The sequence below is a fragment of the Bacteroides sp. OF03-11BH genome, from assembly GCF_003604005.1.
In the GTDB taxonomy this organism is placed as follows: Bacteria; Bacteroidota; Bacteroidia; order Bacteroidales; family Bacteroidaceae; genus Bacteroides; species Bacteroides ovatus.
In genome coordinates this window covers 1-16,671 of sequence record NZ_QTMW01000076.1, presented here as the reverse complement: position 1 = coordinate 16,671, position 16,671 = coordinate 1, and the positions used below count along the sequence as shown (strand labels likewise).

14 protein-coding genes are annotated in these 16,671 nt (G+C 42.3%); 13 read left to right on the top strand and 1 reads right to left on the bottom strand.

Annotation, left to right across the window (positions count from 1 at the left end; all coding sequences use genetic code 11):
- Positions 1-48: 48 nt before the first annotated feature.
- From DXA54_RS28655 to DXA54_RS26650, 11 genes are all read left to right on the top strand, one after another.
- Positions 49-435: a hypothetical protein gene (locus DXA54_RS28655; protein WP_243647690.1), complete on the top strand. Its 387-nt coding sequence runs from the start codon at positions 49-51 to the stop codon at positions 433-435.
- A 105-nt stretch (positions 436-540) separates the two neighbouring features.
- A complete protein-coding gene (locus DXA54_RS28650) occupies positions 541-732 on the top strand; it encodes a hypothetical protein (RefSeq protein ID WP_243647689.1) in 192 nt (63 codons plus the stop codon).
- On the top strand, positions 732-1,736 hold the full coding sequence (locus DXA54_RS26690; RefSeq protein WP_120081109.1) for a hypothetical protein: 1,005 nt from the start codon (positions 732-734) through the stop codon (positions 1,734-1,736). The genes DXA54_RS28650 and DXA54_RS26690 overlap by 1 nt, the downstream gene beginning before the upstream one ends.
- Entirely contained in the window at positions 1,733-2,497 is a 765-nt protein-coding gene (locus tag DXA54_RS26685) for a hypothetical protein (protein ID WP_120081107.1), read from the top strand. The genes DXA54_RS26690 and DXA54_RS26685 overlap by 4 nt, the downstream gene beginning before the upstream one ends.
- A 25-nt stretch (positions 2,498-2,522) precedes the next feature.
- Entirely contained in the window at positions 2,523-3,524 is a 1,002-nt protein-coding gene (locus DXA54_RS26680) for a hypothetical protein (protein ID WP_032843048.1), read from the top strand.
- A gap of 13 nt (positions 3,525-3,537) precedes the next feature.
- Positions 3,538-4,908 carry a hypothetical protein gene (locus DXA54_RS26675; protein ID WP_243647688.1) on the top strand — a complete coding sequence of 457 codons (1,371 nt, stop codon included), beginning with the start codon at positions 3,538-3,540 and terminating at the stop codon, positions 4,906-4,908.
- 39 nt (positions 4,909-4,947) lie between these two features.
- Entirely contained in the window at positions 4,948-5,796 is an 849-nt protein-coding gene (locus tag DXA54_RS26670; RefSeq protein ID WP_004305358.1) for a hypothetical protein, read from the top strand.
- A gap of 202 nt (positions 5,797-5,998) precedes the next feature.
- Entirely contained in the window at positions 5,999-6,862 is an 864-nt protein-coding gene (locus tag DXA54_RS26665) for an AAA family ATPase (protein WP_004315636.1), read from the top strand.
- 22 nt (positions 6,863-6,884) lie between these two features.
- Positions 6,885-7,913: a DUF4435 domain-containing protein gene (locus DXA54_RS26660; RefSeq protein ID WP_004312100.1), complete on the top strand. Its 1,029-nt coding sequence runs from the start codon at positions 6,885-6,887 to the stop codon at positions 7,911-7,913.
- Between the two features lie 37 nt (positions 7,914-7,950).
- The gene (locus tag DXA54_RS26655) at positions 7,951-9,291 is read left to right on the top strand and encodes a mechanosensitive ion channel family protein (protein ID WP_085929282.1); all 1,341 of its coding nucleotides are present in this window, start codon (positions 7,951-7,953) and stop codon (positions 9,289-9,291) included.
- A gap of 34 nt (positions 9,292-9,325) precedes the next feature.
- Positions 9,326-10,222: an AraC family transcriptional regulator gene (locus DXA54_RS26650; protein WP_004315639.1), complete on the top strand. Its 897-nt coding sequence runs from the start codon at positions 9,326-9,328 to the stop codon at positions 10,220-10,222.
- 26 nt (positions 10,223-10,248) lie between these two features.
- Here DXA54_RS26650 and DXA54_RS26645 read toward each other — a convergent pair whose 3' ends face one another.
- Positions 10,249-11,814: an ATP-binding protein gene (locus DXA54_RS26645; RefSeq protein WP_120081105.1), complete on the bottom strand. Its 1,566-nt coding sequence runs from the start codon at positions 11,812-11,814 to the stop codon at positions 10,249-10,251.
- A gap of 456 nt (positions 11,815-12,270) precedes the next feature.
- On the opposite strand from DXA54_RS26645, the gene DXA54_RS26640 reads away from it, so the two are divergent.
- Both DXA54_RS26640 and DXA54_RS26635 read left to right on the top strand, forming a co-directional pair.
- Complete coding sequence (locus DXA54_RS26640; protein WP_004312103.1) at positions 12,271-14,985, top strand: TonB-dependent receptor; 2,715 nt, start codon at positions 12,271-12,273, stop codon at positions 14,983-14,985.
- 43 nt (positions 14,986-15,028) lie between these two features.
- Complete coding sequence (locus tag DXA54_RS26635) at positions 15,029-16,237, top strand: hypothetical protein (RefSeq protein ID WP_009039047.1); 1,209 nt, start codon at positions 15,029-15,031, stop codon at positions 16,235-16,237.
- Positions 16,238-16,671: the final 434 nt, after the last annotated feature.

Below are 16,671 nucleotides of genomic sequence, written 5' to 3'. Positions count from 1 at the left end.
TATTCACAATAGAAGAAGTACCACCAAATTTGACGAAGAACCAAAATTATGGCAAGACCTAGTGAACGCGACAGATACAAATATGGTATCTGCACCAACCGTGACAAGAATGGAGAAGGAACCCCTTGTCCTAAATGTGAAAGTAAAGAAGTACAGAAAGTAAGAGCCGGACAAGACTTCGTATGCGAAGAGTGTAAAGAACCGTTGCGTATGGTTCCGCCTCCTAAAGAAGGCCCTAACAAGAAGTTGATTGGCGGTATTGTCGCAGCTGTTGTAATCCTTGGTGGTGTGGGCATTGGAATCGCCCTTAGCGGTGGAGAGAAAGGAAGCGACCCGATTGGCGGAACAAACCCGGACTCTGTTGAAGTGGTTAATCAACCACAGGAAGAAGTTGAAATGGAAGCTGAAACAAGCGGTTCGGATACCAAAGAATAGGTAGAAGTCGTTGTTTCTGATAAGAGCAACGCAGGGGGGAGCAATAACAGCGGAACAGGCGGTATCGTAACGAAAGACCTCGGTTATGCAGTTTACAAAGGACGTATGAAGAACGGCCTGATGAATGATGAAAATGGAGTATTGACATTTAAGACAACTCATGTTATAGAACCGCGCGACGTGAAGAAGCGTGAAGCTAACGCAGGTGAAAAAGTGGTCGGTATCTTTGAAGACGGTCACCTTATTACCGGTACGTGGTATAAGAGTGATGGAAACAAAGAGGTAATCATTCCGTAATGAGGAATCCGTTTACTCAAATAGTCTACATAGTTCTTTTGCTGTTCCCGCTTTCGGTGTGGGGACAGCAAACAGGAAAATGGGGAAATGGAAAACTACGCCAGACGGTTGTTGCCATTTCCTCCGATGTTCCTTTTGCTACGGCAGCTTACGATTTTACAGAACGGTATCTGACCCAATTGCAAAAGATGTCCGTTGCCGAGCGAAAATTGCAGATGGAGCGTGATAACGTATGGATTACACAAGGGAGTATGGATCTTCTGAATCTCATCAACGAGCAGACATCGATGAACTTTTCCGAGAAGGAAAACCGTTACATCGTATCTCTTATCAATGAGTCTTTCCTTTTGATCGAACTCTCTTTCCCGGCTTCATGCCAATTGCTGACCGGGAAGAATCTGAAGGAGCTGGAAGCCGACTTTGTGAAAGGATTATCTTCTTATAGCTACACTCCATCCTCTTCGCAACCCGTGCGGAAGGAACTTAAAAAGTTGGCGGGAGACTATTATGTGAAAACGGGAGATACCTATTACATTGAAGAAATCAACGGGAATCTTTATTTCGAGGAAAAGGATCGCGCCCTCCGTCCGGTGTTCGGCATGGATCATCCTGCCGAGAGCGTATTTAATCTATTTCTTAGTGAAGACACTCCTGGCAACGTATCCATCCGCATGACCGTACGCCAATATGGACTGAAAAGAGAACAGATGGAAATTCCCGTCCGTTCATGGATATCCTATATGCGTAATCAGGGCTGCGCTCTCTATGTAGGCGTTGAAGCGTTGGAAACCAATGCGGTAAAGGCATATGTCTTTGCGGTGAATACTGTGTTGAAGTATAATCATGTGATGAATGTGGAAATTCCCAACTCCCTCCTAAACGAAGGGAAGGGGAAAGTAGAAGGCGATGTAACCTTGTTTGTCCCCACCCACAATATCTCGTCACTTTTTGAAGAACTTAATTGGGTAAATACTACCCCAAAAAGGCAAATTAAAGTAAAATGAAGAAGATAATTACTTTGTTATTGTTTTGCGGAGCATATTGCAGCCTGATGGCACAGAGTGAAGCCGAAACAAAGGCGCAGATCAATAAGATCAAGCGTTCGCAGTCCTATCTTTCTGCCGAGGCTACCATGCCTACTGAAGAAGAGGCCATTCAGCAAGCCAAAGAACTGTTAGTCAGTGAAATCAATGATTGGGTAGCCAGTAAACGGAAAAGCGGTGAAGTGAAACAAGTTGTTTTGCAAGACATCAATACCTGTACCCAGCGGATGGATATGAAGCGTGGAGTGAGAACTCGCGCGTTTGTATACGTGAAGAAAAATGAGATTGTCCTCATCTATGGTGAAGGACAAATCATGTTGAGTGAAGAGGAAAAAGGAGCCGATTTACACCCCTTGTCTGAAATATCGGAACCGATCAAGATAGAGTCCGCCAAGAAGTCTGCAAAAGATGAGAAAATGGTTTCGACGGTGGAAAAGATCAATCCCGAACAAGAGAGTCTGAATCAGGTTCTTGGGGCAAAAACGATGACGGAGATGAAGCAGGTTTTTGCTTCGCTCAAAGAACAGGATCGGATCTCGTATGGCGTATATGCCCCTGAAACAGTGGCAGAACAATGTTATCTGTTGTTCTATACCCGTACGGGTGAGGTAAAAGGAGTGGTGAAGAAGAATGACAAAGAGCTGAATGACGTCCGGACGAAAGAGGCTACGGATATTGCTGTCTTTAGCGGTTGCGGAGCTTATTGGTTCATTCTTAAATAACAAACATAAGTAGAAAGAGAAGAAGATGAAAAGTATAATTTTGAGTTGGGCATTAGTAGCAGTTTGTACACTGATGACTCTACCTGTGCAAGCCCAGGATGCTGTGAAACTGGAAATTGCTGACGGTTTATATGATGCCGGCTTAAAGGCAAAGATGGAAAAGTCTACCAGCGCATTGCTGACAGAAATCAATAAAGCATTTAAAGAAAACAGAGCATTGAATCTGGTATCTTTAGGACTGACCGATACGGCAGAACGCGGATTGAGCGCGCTATGGGAGAATACACATTTCTATTGTGATGATTCGGAAGTCGTGCAATCCTGTATCCGTAACGGAAACGGGTATCAGGTTCGCCAGATCCCTCTAATGATTAAGCCTGTGGGCGAGACACTGGATGATGAATATCAGGAAGCTGTGATTAACTATGACGCAAGCGGAAACATCACACGTTTCAATTTTACACTAAGCACTACTGTTTATCAGAATGTGATGAAGAAAGGTAAAACAGTGACCGAGATTGCCCGTCGTCAGGAAATCCTTTCCTACGTAGAGCAGTTCCGTACAGCTTACAACGAACAGGATATTCAATTTCTGGATAATATCTTCAGCGAAGATGCATTGATTATCACAGGTTCGGTGACTGAAGTCAAGAAAACCGATGGCACAGGAATTACTTATAATAAAGTGACTTACAAGAAACAAGGCAAGCAGGAATATATCAACAACCTGAAAAAAAGTTTTCGTGCAAACAAGTGGATCAATGTCCGCTTCGACGATGTAAAGGTTGTAAAACACCCTAATCCGAAGATGGAAGGTTTCTATGGAGTAACCGTTCATCAACTTTATGCCAACAGCAGTGGCTATAAAGATGACGGTTATCTGTTTATGTTGTGGGATTTCCGCGATAAGGATCAGGTACAGATTCATGTGCGTACCTGGCAGCCTCGTTGGATGAATGATAATCACACGGAAGAAATAGCCCAGGAAGATATTTTCACTCCCGGTGATTTCGTAATTGATTTATAATTGTAAAAGTACGATGAAACGAATCTATCATATTCTATTATTACTAAGCTGTGCGTTAGTGATAGGGATGAAGGCGAATGCGCAAAGAGTTTTCTTTGTGGAGCCAAAAGAAGACCCCTCCATTACAGCCGACTCCAATCAGGTAAAGATTATCATCCATTCTAATAGCGACAAGCTGGCTATGACTCATAACATGGGTGAGGAAAAAGGAGTAAGAACCACGAATGACGACGGGACTTACCGCTATACCATTAATTATAGTTTTCCCGAAGATTATGAGGATGATTTCATAAAATCCACTTTCCTGGTCCGGCTACCCGTCGGGCAGAAAGACTTTATGCTCGTTTTGCGGAAAGGGAAAGGCTATGTGGGGACGTTCAATGAGAACTTCATAACGATTGAAAAGAACAATGACGGACTCTTCCCGCAGTCGAAGGCTGCCAAAGTCACGTTCCTGTCTGCCATGAAAAAGCTGGATATAGAGTGTAACGGCAAGTTGTGTTTTTCCGACGGACAGGCTGTTCCGGTGGGCGATGTCAATTTCTCTTCTTCCGTGAAGCAGGAAGGCGGTGAATTGAATGCTTATATCATAGAATTCATGTTGGATGAAGAGAAAAAGACACCGACATTCATCAAACGCCCTGTATTTAAAATCAAGGTAGGAGTTTCCAATGCCATTGATGTAGACCTCGGAGGTGACTTGGAATTTAAAAAGTCATATAGTTATACCATTGTTAGCAACGTGAAGATTGTTGAAAAAGAAGCTTCCTTTGACGAACTGCTCGCCAAAGCTCAAGCCAAAGAGAAAGAAGCCGATTTCTTTGCTGCCGCCAATGCTTATCAGGATGCCCGCAGCCATGAAAACTGCCCTGTGGATAAACGAGGTGAACTGGAAGCTCAACTGGGTAAGATGAACTCTGCCCGTAAGTTCCTTTTTTATGCGGAGAAATTCGAAAGACAAGGATCAAGAGTAGAACGCAAAGAAGGGTTTACGGCCGATAGCGTATTTATTTACTATCGCGGAGCGATCCGTAGCTATAAGAAAGTGCTGGAATATGCCCCCGGTACAACGGAATTTGAGCGTCGTGCAGAAGAACTGGATGAAAAACTGAAAGCCCACCCAATGAACAGTAAGGTGACAACAGTCACTGTGAAATATCAGGAAATAACCGGCAGACACCCGAATGGTGGTGGAATACCGATCTATGCTTCCAATACTCCCGATAACCCGAAACCCAATAGTGATGACAAACCTCTGGGTACTACCCGGGGCGATGGTTCATTCCGTGTCGTTTTCAAGGATACGCCTCCTCCTTACCTCTACTTCTATGGCGATAAGAAATCATACAAGATAGATAGCACGGCAACTGAGATAGTTTTCTAATCAAATCTACTATAAATTAAACATTTAAACTTTGCAATCATGAGAAACAAACATCTGTTATTAGTTTTCGTGGCTATGTTAGGATTAGCTTTTGTGTATCCGACGTCTTTGAGCGCCCAGAAAGACAAGAAGAAAAAAGAGAAAAAAGAACTCATCTGGGAACTGCCCGAACCATCGGGAGATCCAACCATTGATGGATATCTGCTGTCTTGTGACACCTTGTATCATAAGATTTCAACTTATAGAGACAGCCTTTCTCACTACAAATATCAGGAGGCTTCTTTCTCCGTAGGAGGAAAAAACTATCTTTTCAAATGTATGATTGATTCCGTAAACAATCAGTTCTTGAGTTACGGTATGGGACGTTGGCAGGTAGCACAAGGTATTATGACAGGGGCTGAAATTATTCTCGATGCCACCAGTCTTAGTCTGAATACAGCTTCTGCCGCCCTTGCTCTTCCAAATCTGAAGTTGAAGGCAATCAAATATTTCAAACCAGTCAAGGACTTGGGGCCTCATGTGATCGGTATGGGGTTGAAAGAAATTCCCGCCATCAAGAAAGAGTGTCAGAACACTATGCGTAAGTATGGCAATGCAAAGAAAGCAGCTATCCTTCCTGAAAACATCGATCCGGCTGTCCGCGAACACCTGATGGCTGAACTGGGAATCGACGCAAATACTTTTGAAAAATGGTATTACAAATATATTTTCGTCAATGAAGATATACAGGAAGCTGCCGAAGGAACTGAAAACCAAGTAGTGGAAAAGACGGAAGAAGAAAAAGACGCAGGCAACAAACTGACCGATTACAAGAACTTCGGTGTAGCCGATTTGCCGGAAGGACAAGCTGAACCGTCGGCAGAAGAAGAAATGAACTTATTGAGTTAATCGAAACCGGACTTGTTCTTATACAACTTCTGACCTAAAGAACAGTTTTTGAAATACGAATGGCGCAGTAATGTGGACAAAATCTGAAATCCACCTTACCTGCGTCATTCTTTTTATTTGTTACCTTTATTGAAAACTGCTGTAATCGTGATTCATTTATCGTATGATTTGTTTATATTTGCCTTGATTAAACTTGAATATTATGGAACAACAAGCCAATTATATCCGTCGTATCGAGATACACGGACTATGGGAACGCTTTAATATAGGATGGGATTTGCGTCCCGATGTGAACATCCTCTCCGGCATCAACGGAGTGGGGAAGACTACCATTCTGAACCGTTCGGTGGGATACCTCGAAGAACTTTCCGGTGAAATGAAAAGTGACGAGAAGAACGGAGTGCGTCTCTTTTTCGACAATCCCCAGGCAACCTATATTCCTTATGACGTCATCCGAAGTTACGACCGTCCCCTGATTATGGGTGACTTCACAGCCCGCATGGCCGACAAGAATGTAAAGTCTGAACTGGACTGGCAACTCTATCTCTTGCAACGCCGTTACCTCGATTATCAGGTCAACATTGGTAATAAGATGATTGAAATGCTTTCCAGCACTGATGAAGAAGAGCGTCGTAAAGCAGCTACATTATCTGTAGCCAAACGTCGTTTTCAGGATATGATTGACGAACTGTTCAGCTATACACGCAAAAAGATAGACCGGAAACGGAACGATATCGCTTTCTATCAGGATGGCGAACTATTATTCCCTTATAAACTGTCGTCCGGTGAAAAGCAAATGCTGGTTATCCTGCTGACCGTACTCGTGCAGGACAACAGCCATTGTGTATTGTTTATGGATGAGCCGGAAGCCTCCCTTCATATAGAATGGCAGCAGAAACTGATTGCTATGATACGTGAACTGAATCCGAATGTGCAGATTATCCTGACTACCCATTCGCCTGCCGTCATTATGGAAGGCTGGCTGGATGCCGTGACAGAAGTAAGCGATATATCTACCACCGTAGGGCACAAGCTCGACAAGGATTCTCCCAACTGTAATTTGTAATTCGTAACCTGTAATAGAACAAATGGCAACTTCACTACGAGATAATCTGACTTCTTCTTATTTCAATGCCGCCCATAAGCTTTATCCGAAGAAAGCCCGCCGACGTATCATCGCTTACGTAGAAAGTTATGACGACATCGCTTTCTGGCGCACATTGCTTGAAGAGTTTGAAGACGACGAACACTATTTCCAAGTGATGCTTCCTTCGGCCACCTCCCTGGCAAAAGGAAAAAAGATGGTACTCATGAACACGCTGAATACAGCCGAATTGGGGAGAAGTCTGATTGCTTGTGTGGACAGTGACTATGATTTCCTGTTGCAGGGAGCTACCAATACCTCCCGTAAAATCAACCGGAGCAGGTATATTTTTCAGACTTATACCTATGCTATTGAAAACTATCATTGTTTTGCCGAAAGCCTTCACGAAGTATGTGTGCAGGCTACGTTGAATGACCGTTCCATTTTAGATTTCAACTTCTACCTGAAGAAATACTCCGAAATTGTGTATCCGCTTTTCCTCTGGAACGTATGGTTCTATCGCCAACGGGATACTTATACTTTCCCTATGTACGATTTCCATACTTATACTTCTTTGCGCGAGATTAATCTCCGGCATCCGGAAAAGAGCTTGGAATCCCTTCAACAACGGGTTAATCAGAAGTTGGCAGAGTTGAAAAGGAAATTCCCCCATAACATCAATCAGGTGAATGGATTGCGGACTGAATTTAAAGAGCTGGGCTTGGTGCCGGAAACTACTTACTTGTATATGCAGGGACACCATGTGATGGATAATGTGGTAATGAAACTACTGATTCCGGTCTGCACCGTGCTGCGTCGTGAACGGGAACAGGAAATCAAGCGGCTGGCCGAACACAATGAACAGTTCAGAAACGAACTGACTTGTTATCAGAACAGCCAGGTGAATGTAGAAATCATGCTCAAGAAGAATGTAGCCTACAAAAGACTCTTCCATTATGATTGGCTACGGCAGGATATCAGTGAATATTTGGAAGAAGGAAAGAATAAAGAAGAAAAGAAACAGAGATCATAAATAAAAGAAAAACTAAAAAAGAGAGAGACGATTGCTTATGAAAGAAGTAAAAGAAGTGGTTGATACAGTGAGTGTGGCATTGGCAAACGGGCAACCGGAAGAAGCAGGTAATGTAGTGATGCAAGAAGTGAATCATGCTTTGCTCTCGATGGGAGTGGATGAAGCTATGGCTGATAAGATTGATAACTTTATCATCTTATTGTTTATTATTGGAATAGCATTACTTGCCAATCTGATTTGCCGCAAGATTATTCTGCGTACCGTGGCTAAATTGGTGAGACAGACAAAAGCTACTTGGGATGATATTGTATTTAATGATAAAGTAATGGTGAACATCAGCAGGATGGTGGCGCCTATATTGATTTATATATCTATTCCTATTGCTTTTCCCGAACATGCAGACTCTGCTTTGCTTGATTTTCTTCGAAGACTTTGCATGATTTATATCCTTGCAGTCTTTCTTCGCTTCGTCAGTGCTTTGTTCACGGCTGTGTATCTGGTATATAGCGCGCGTGAGCAATATAAAGACAAACCTTTGAAGGGGCTTTTGCAGACAGCACAAGTCATTCTCTTCTTTATAGGAGCTATCATCATTATCAGTATTTTGATAAAGCAAAGTCCGGTGGTGTTGCTGACCGGATTGGGAGCTTCTGCTGCGGTTCTGATGTTGGTTTTCAAAGATAGTATCATGGGATTTGTCTCCGGCATCCAGCTTTCTGCCAATAATATGCTGAAGGTGGGCGATTGGATCACAATGCCGAAATACGGTGCGGACGGTACAGTGATAGAAGTAACATTGAATACCGTAAAAATACGTAACTTCGATAATACCATCACCACCATTCCTCCTTATCTATTGATTAGTGATTCTTTCCAAAACTGGCAGGGAATGCAGGAATCCGGTGGACGTCGTGTGAAACGCTCTATCAATATAGATATGACTAGTGTACATTTCTGTACGCCGGAGATGTTGGCAAAATACCGGAAGATACAACTGTTGAAAGACTATGTGGATGAAACGGAAAAGGTAGTGGAAGAATATAATAAGGAACATCATATCGACAACTCTGTGTTAGTGAATGGACGCCGGCAAACAAACTTGGGAGTTTTCCGTGCCTATCTGACTAACTATCTGAAGAATCTGCCTACCGTCAATCAAGACCTGACCTGCATGGTACGTCAGCTTCAGCCTACTGAAACCGGTATCCCATTGGAACTTTATTTCTTTTCTGCCAATAAAGTATGGGTTGCCTACGAAGGCATACAGGCAGATGTTTTCGATCATGTGCTTGCCATTATTCCCGAATTCGACTTGCGTGTCTTCCAAAACCCGTCGGGGGCAGACCTGCATCGGATAGGGGTAAAGATAGAAAACTAATCAAACGATAAAACGCTTATAAATTGTAATTACTATGACTACACCGTTATCCAACCAGATTATCCGTGAAATCACTCCTTTGTCAGATAAGGATTGCTTTTACATTGCGGAACGTTATAAAACGGAATTCACTTATCCTATACACAACCACTCCGAGTTTGAATTGAACTTCACCGAAAAGGCTGCCGGAGTAAGGCGGATTGTAGGAGACTCTTCCGAAGTGATAGGTGATTATGATTTGGTATTGATAACAGGAAAAGATTTGGAACACGTCTGGGAACAGAACGACTGCCATTCGAAAGAGATACGGGAGATTACGATTCAGTTTTCTTCCGATCTTTTCTTCAAGAGCTTTATCAATAAGAATCAGTTCGACTCTATCCGCCGGATGCTGGATAAAGCACAAAAAGGGCTTTGTTTCCCGATGTCCGCCATACTCAAAATATATCCGTTGCTGGATACGCTTGCTTCAGAGAAGCAAGGATTTTATGCGGTCATTAAGTTTATGACGATCCTGTATGAACTTTCTCTCTTTGAAGAAGAAGCGCGTACCTTGTCCAGTTCGTCTTTTGCCAAGATAGATATTCATTCGGACAGCCGGCGTGTGCAGAAAGTGCAGGAGTACATCAATACACATTATCAGGAGGAAATACGTCTGGGGCAGTTGGCCGATATGGTGGGGATGACGGATGTGTCATTCAGCCGCTTCTTCAAGCTGCGTACAGGCAAGAATCTTTCCGATTATATCATTGATATTCGGCTGGGCTTTGCTTCCCGGTTGCTGGTAGATTCTACAATGTCTATCGCCGAGATTTGTTATGAGTGCGGTTTTAATAACCTTTCCAATTTCAACCGGATCTTCAAGAAGAAAAAGAGTTGTTCGCCCAAAGAGTTTCGTGAGAACTACCGGAAGAAAAAGAAACTGATTTAGTGTATTCTCTTTTATGAACTCGGTGATTAACTCCCGAGTTCTATCTTCCACTCACCAATCGTTCGTGTGGCACTGTCAAAGTTTACACCTACTTTAACTATTTTCCTGTGATCCGCCTGATACGGAATAGCATACCCCTTGCTGTTAATCTGCGTTAATGCTTCTTCGGGTGTACCATCTATTTTAAATTCAAAAACATAGATGGCATCTTGAAGTTTCACAACCGCGTCTGCTCTTCCGATGGCTGTATCCACTTCCACATCTATATACTGTCCCATCAGCCGGAAAAACAGATAAAAGATAGTTTGGTAATGTTTCTCTTCCTTGTTGTTCAGTTTATTAGGGATAGATGCAAAGAAAGATTTCAGTCTTTCCAGACACTCCTCTAAATGACCGATACGCAAGTCTTTAATAAAGGACACTACATAAAATGTATTCTCTCGTGCAGGCAGATGCACATAAGCGGGCATCAGCGATTCGATAAATCCTTTTCTTACTTCCTTGTTGGGATAAGCCAGTGTATACAGTTGGAAATCCGGATCATATCCCTTAATTGTGAGATAACCGCTTTGGTAGAGCACCGGAAGAGGGTCGGTGATTCTATTGCTGGGCGCATCAAACTGTTCGGCGGTGGCGGTCGTGTTATCCAGTTCCCGGATATCAAAATCGCTTTCTTGCAGAATATCTATCAGGAAAGTGGGAGTACCGGTCGAAAACCAAAAATTCTCATAACTCTTTTGCGCAAATGCATTGAATAAACTAAATGGGTTATAAATGTCTACACAATTCTTACTGAAATGATAACCGTCATATTGTTGTTTCAAATGTACACAGGCTTCCTCGTATGTTTCCTTGTTGGCTTGCGCCATTTGTTCAATATCAATTTGCAATTGCGTACGCAGTTCTTGTTCGGTGATGCCACAGATAGCACTGTAATCATCCCTCATGCTGATATTCTGCAAGTTATTCAACTCGCTGAAGATACTCATTTGGCTGAATTTGCTGATACCTGTCAATAATAAGAAGCGAAGATACTGTCCCTGGGCTTTCAGTGGACTAAAGAAATCCCGCATGATATTACGTATTTCCTTTTGAACTTCATCATTATGATTGCTGTCCAGCATTGGTGAGTCATACTCATCTATTAATACCACCACCTGTTTACCCGTCTGTTTGTAAGCACGACGAATAATTCCTTCAAAACGTAAACTGAAAGTCGTTTCTCCTTCTTCCCGTTGATAAATTTTCTCCCATAAAAGCAATTGGCGGTTAATAACGGCTGACAGCATATCAGCGGTTATATATTTACTCACACTAAAATCAAAGTGTAATACCGGATAAACCGTCCAATCCTTTTCCAGAGCCTCCATAGCCAAGCCCTGAAACAGTTCTTTTTTTCCCAGGAAATAAGCCTCTAGTGTGGAAACCAGCAAACTTTTCCCAAAGCGTCGGGGACGACTTAGAAAATAGACTTTATTTGTATGAGTCAAGCGATAAATCAATTCCGTTTTATCAACATAGACACAATCATTATTGCGTAAATCTTCAAAGTTCTGTATTCCTATCGGATATCTTCTGAAATTCTCTTCCATGACGCATATTTGTTTTTAGCGTGAAACATACACAAAGATAATGATATTTAGTTTCAAGTCAATTATGCCTGTTCTTTTTTTAAGAAAGTCCAACGTTGGATATATACTTAGTGGGAAAGGAGCTATCGGTGTTTCTTTGCGTAATGCATTGAAAAGCGATGAAACATATCTTTGACGACAAACGGGTGGAAATACACTATCAGCCAAAATTTTCACCTTCTCACAACTGTCAGCCGATTAATTTTATGCATAATGAGAGATAAAAGAGTGAAGTTCCGGTCTTAAATTTGCTTATAAACAAGTTAAACTAATAGCGTAAGTGATTGATAATACGTTTGTAACATCTTGTCATCATCTTGCAACGACTCTTTCAATAGATTGTATTTATTTCGTCTTATAGTTGTAATGCTCACCCTCTATCTTTGCCGACGTAATTAAAACGTAGAGCAAAGTTAGATGAAAAAACTATTTCTTATCCGATTTTCAGTGGCGGCCTTCTTTTGCCTGTTGTGTGTACTTCCTGCATTGGCTGCCAATATCAAGATTAAAGGAGCTGTGAAAGACAAACTATCCAAGGAACCTTTGATAGGAGCTACGATACGTTTGCTCGGAACTCAAGCCGGAGCAGTGACCGATATGGAGGGCAATTTCGAATTGAACAGTATGGGCATTCTGGAAGGTATGTATGATATTGAGATTAAATATGTAGGCTACAAAACAGAAGTGCGCCATAAAGTGCGTGTGGAGAATGGAAAACAGGTGATACTGAATCTGGAGTTGGAAACCGATGCACAGGAACTTGCCGATGTGGTGGTTGTAGCTAAGAAGAATAGGGAAAATGAGAATATGCTGTTGCTCGAACAGCAAAAAGCAGTCATTGCCGTACAATCTGTTGGTGTCAGGGAGCTTTCCCGCAAGGGTGTTTCGGATGCAGAAGGTGCTGTGACGAAAGTTGCCGGAGTGTCTAAACAAGACGGAGTGAAAAATGTCTTTGTCCGTGGATTGGGAGACCGGTACAATGCAACTACTTTTAATGGATTTGCTCTTCCTTCCGAAGACCCGGAATATAAGAATATCTCTCTTGATTTCTTCGGTACGGACATTATTCAGTCCGTAGGCGTAAATAAAGCATTCAACGCGGGAGGCAGCAGCGATGTCGGAGGGGCAACCATTGATATCGTATCCAAAGAACTCATTGGTAGCGGTAATCTGGGATTCGGCATTTCCGGTGGCTTGAATACACAAACGGTAGCAGCCGATTTTCTGAAACAGGATGGAGTGAACTTCATGGGCTTTGCTAATCGCACCGAACCTGCCGATGAAAACTCATGGAACTTCAGAAATAAGTTAGACCCTTCCGCTCAACATTTGCAAATCAACCGGAGTTACAGTATTTCCGGAGGTAAACGATTCTATGTCGGAAAAGACAAAAATCCACTTTCTTTCTTCCTGACTGCCGGACATACGACGGACTATCAGTATACGGATGAAATCATACGTAATACAACTACCGGCGGTACGGTCTACAAAGATATGAATGGAAAGAAGTATGCGGAGAATATCAGTCAGCTGGCACTTGCCAATGTGGATTTCGATATGCAGAATCGTCATCACATCAGTTATAATTTGATGATGATTCATGCCAATACCCAGTCGGTGGGCGATTACAACGGTAAGAACTCGATTTTTAGTGACGACTATGAAAACCTCGGATTCACCCGTCGCCAACAAACGAATGATAATATGCTGATCGTTAATCAACTGATGACTAACTGGGGATTGACCAAATCATTAAGTCTCGATGCAGGTGCTTCCTATAATATGGTGAAAGGGTATGAACCGGATCGTCGTATCAATAACCTGACTAAAGCGGAAGACGGCTATACGTTGCTAAGGGGCAACTCACAACAGCGCTATTTCTCAACTTTAGATGAAGACGACTTGAATGTAAAAGCAGGCTTGGTCTATCGTCTGAAAGATAATATAGACGAAATTTCGAATATCCGTTTCGGATATACAGGCCGATTCGTAGATGATAACTTCAAAGCTACGGAGTATAACCTGACCGTAGGACATGTTTCTACCATCCCTTCTTTGGACGACTTCTCGCTTGACGATTATTATAATCAGGAAAACTTTGCTTCCGACTGGTTCAAGATACAAAAGAACTTAGATGAATATACCGTGAAAAAGAATATCCATTCCGCTTATGCCGAGGCTACCTACCAGTTTACTCCCCGTTGGATTGTGAATCTGGGAATGAAATACGACAAGGTAGATATTGAAGTGGATTACAATGTGAATCGTGGAGGTTCTAAAGGAAACAATACCATCCAAAAAGATTATTTCCTGCCCAGCTTGAATCTCAAATACAATCTGAATGATAAAAACTCGCTTCGTCTGGGAGCTAGTAAAACATATACGCTTCCGCAGGCAAAGGAAATATCTCCTTACCGTTATGTCGGCGTGAACTTCAACAGTCAGGGGAATCCCAATCTGAAACCTTCGGATCATTATAACCTTGATCTGAAGTGGGACTTTAATCCCACTCCGACCGAGTTGATTTCTCTCACAGCTTTCTATAAATTGATTAAGAATCCGATATCCCGCATCGAAGTGGCAAGTGCCGGAGGTTATCTTTCTTATGAGAATATAGCGGATAAGGCAACCGTGGCAGGAGTGGAGATAGAAATACGTAAGAATCTGTTTGTCCGTCCGGTGAGTAATGCTGCGCACGGAATGAATAAACTCTCTTTGGGATTGAATGGCTCTTATATCTACACGAATGCAAAAATGCCTTTGGCAACGGTTACCACTGGCTCGCAACTGGAAGGAGCTGCACCGTGGATTGTCAATTTCGATCTCTCGCATAACTTCACGAAAGGAGAACGCAGTTTTGTCAATACATTGGTACTTAATTATGTGAGTGATAAGATATATACCATTGGCACGCAGGGTTATCAGGATGTGATGGAGCAGGGAGTACTGATACTGGATTTTGTGTCCCAAGCCAAACTGAACAAGCATCTTTCCCTTAACCTGAAAGCCCGCAACCTGCTGAATCCCTCTTATAAGTTAAGCCGCAAAGCGAACGAAAACGGGGAAAAGGTGATACTGAATGATTATAAGAAAGGAATAAATATAAGCCTGGGAGTGTCGTGTACATTCTAAGCCGGGTGATGAAATAAGATTATTAACTAATAATGAAAGCAAAATGAAAAGATTGTTTGTGAACTTTATGACGTTTGCCGTTATGGCAACAGCACTTACATTGACTGCATGTAGCAGTGATAGTGACGGGGACGGTGATGGTAACGGAGATGGTGGAAACAACGGTGGGACCGGTAGTTCTATTGTTGTGGGCGAAAATATCCTGTCCGGCACGCTGACCGGAGAACAGACACTGGAAGCTAAGGAATATATTCTGAACGGAACGGTAGTCATTGAAAATGGAGGCCGTCTGAATATCCCTGCCGGAACAACGATTAAGGCTCGCGAAGGTTTCAGCAGTTATCTGCTGGTAGCACAGGGCGGTAAACTTTATGCTGACGGTACAGCTGATAAACCGATTGTTTTCACTGCCAATTCAACAACCCCTACATCCGGCTATTGGGGAGGAATCATTATCAATGGTAAAGCTCCGATTTCCGGTTCGAACGCCAATAAGAGTGATACAGGTCTGACGGAAATCGACAACAACTATAAATACGGTGGTAATGTCGATAATGACAATTCCGGTTCACTGACTTATGTGAAAATCTGCTATGCCGGTGCCCGCTCTACTGCCGATATCGAGCACAACGGATTGACACTGAACGGTGTTGGAAACGGTACCAAGATCGAGAATATCTACATTCTTGAGAGTGCGGATGATGCCGTCGAATTCTTTGGCGGTACGGTGAATGTAACCAACCTATTGGCTGTGAACCCGGATGATGACATGTTCGACTTCACTCAAGGATATTCCGGTAAATTGAAAAACTGCTATGGTGTTTGGGAAAGCGGTTATACCAGTACGGAAGCAGATCCGCGCGGCATTGAAGCAGATGGTAACTTGGATGGCATTTATCCGGATCATTTACGTCAGTCGGACTTTGTGGTTGAAAATATGACAATCGTAAATAATGCTGCCAATACAACGGATAATGTAGACCGTATGCAAGATGTGATTAAAATCCGTCGTGGAGCAAAAGCTACGATCACCAATGCCCTTGTCAAAGGTTCAGGCGGTACAATCGATTTGATTGATATGAATGACAATAAAGGTACAGGAAATGCTGCTTCCAGCATCAGCATCACCCATACATTGAACTTTAAGAATAAGCTGAACGGTACATTGAATACATTTACCGAGCCAACTACGAATACAGGTGCAGATGCATCCCTGTTCACTTGGAGCGGATATAATTTCTCTTCCTTATAAATAAGATATAGAGTAGCAAAGTGTATCTTTTTTAATAGGAGGTATGGGAGAATTTGTAACAAACAGATTCTCCCATATTCTATTTATTTGTTTTCGTAATCTTCTTTTAGCTTTTTTATTTGCTCCTTTATGGTATCAGTGATTACCTTTTTCGTATATTTGATGTAGTCTGAAGGTATTTAATTGACTACAAATAGATTAAAAGAAACTCGCATGAGAATGGGCAACGGATAAGAAATTGGTAAAGTGCTTTGATACACTATATTTCTCATGCTGTCAAACAACTCTTATTTGTTTGCAAATATAATATTATTGCAGGTAAAAATCAAAAATAACGAGGTTTATTTTCATTTTTGCCTGCTGATATTTGTTCCGGATTGTCGGATACGATATATTTGTAATTAGGATTCGTACCGTGTTCCAAGCGGTTCATA

Coding starts and splice junctions, on each gene's coding strand:
- DXA54_RS26640 (WP_004312103.1), top strand. CDS start 12,271: ATGAAAAAACTATTTCTTATCCGATTTTCAGTGGCGGCCTTCTTTTGC.
- DXA54_RS26690 (WP_120081109.1), top strand. CDS start 732: ATGAGGAATCCGTTTACTCAAATAGTCTACATAGTTCTTTTGCTGTTC.
- DXA54_RS26680 (WP_032843048.1), top strand. CDS start 2,523: ATGAAAAGTATAATTTTGAGTTGGGCATTAGTAGCAGTTTGTACACTG.
- DXA54_RS28650 (WP_243647689.1), top strand. CDS start 541: ATGAAGAACGGCCTGATGAATGATGAAAATGGAGTATTGACATTTAAG.
- DXA54_RS28655 (WP_243647690.1), top strand. CDS start 49: ATGGCAAGACCTAGTGAACGCGACAGATACAAATATGGTATCTGCACC.
- DXA54_RS26660 (WP_004312100.1), top strand. CDS start 6,885: ATGGCAACTTCACTACGAGATAATCTGACTTCTTCTTATTTCAATGCC.
- DXA54_RS26685 (WP_120081107.1), top strand. CDS start 1,733: ATGAAGAAGATAATTACTTTGTTATTGTTTTGCGGAGCATATTGCAGC.
- DXA54_RS26650 (WP_004315639.1), top strand. CDS start 9,326: ATGACTACACCGTTATCCAACCAGATTATCCGTGAAATCACTCCTTTG.
- DXA54_RS26670 (WP_004305358.1), top strand. CDS start 4,948: ATGAGAAACAAACATCTGTTATTAGTTTTCGTGGCTATGTTAGGATTA.
- DXA54_RS26635 (WP_009039047.1), top strand. CDS start 15,029: ATGAAAAGATTGTTTGTGAACTTTATGACGTTTGCCGTTATGGCAACA.
- DXA54_RS26645 (WP_120081105.1), bottom strand. CDS start 11,814: ATGGAAGAGAATTTCAGAAGATATCCGATAGGAATACAGAACTTTGAA.
- DXA54_RS26665 (WP_004315636.1), top strand. CDS start 5,999: ATGGAACAACAAGCCAATTATATCCGTCGTATCGAGATACACGGACTA.
- DXA54_RS26655 (WP_085929282.1), top strand. CDS start 7,951: ATGAAAGAAGTAAAAGAAGTGGTTGATACAGTGAGTGTGGCATTGGCA.
- DXA54_RS26675 (WP_243647688.1), top strand. CDS start 3,538: ATGAAACGAATCTATCATATTCTATTATTACTAAGCTGTGCGTTAGTG.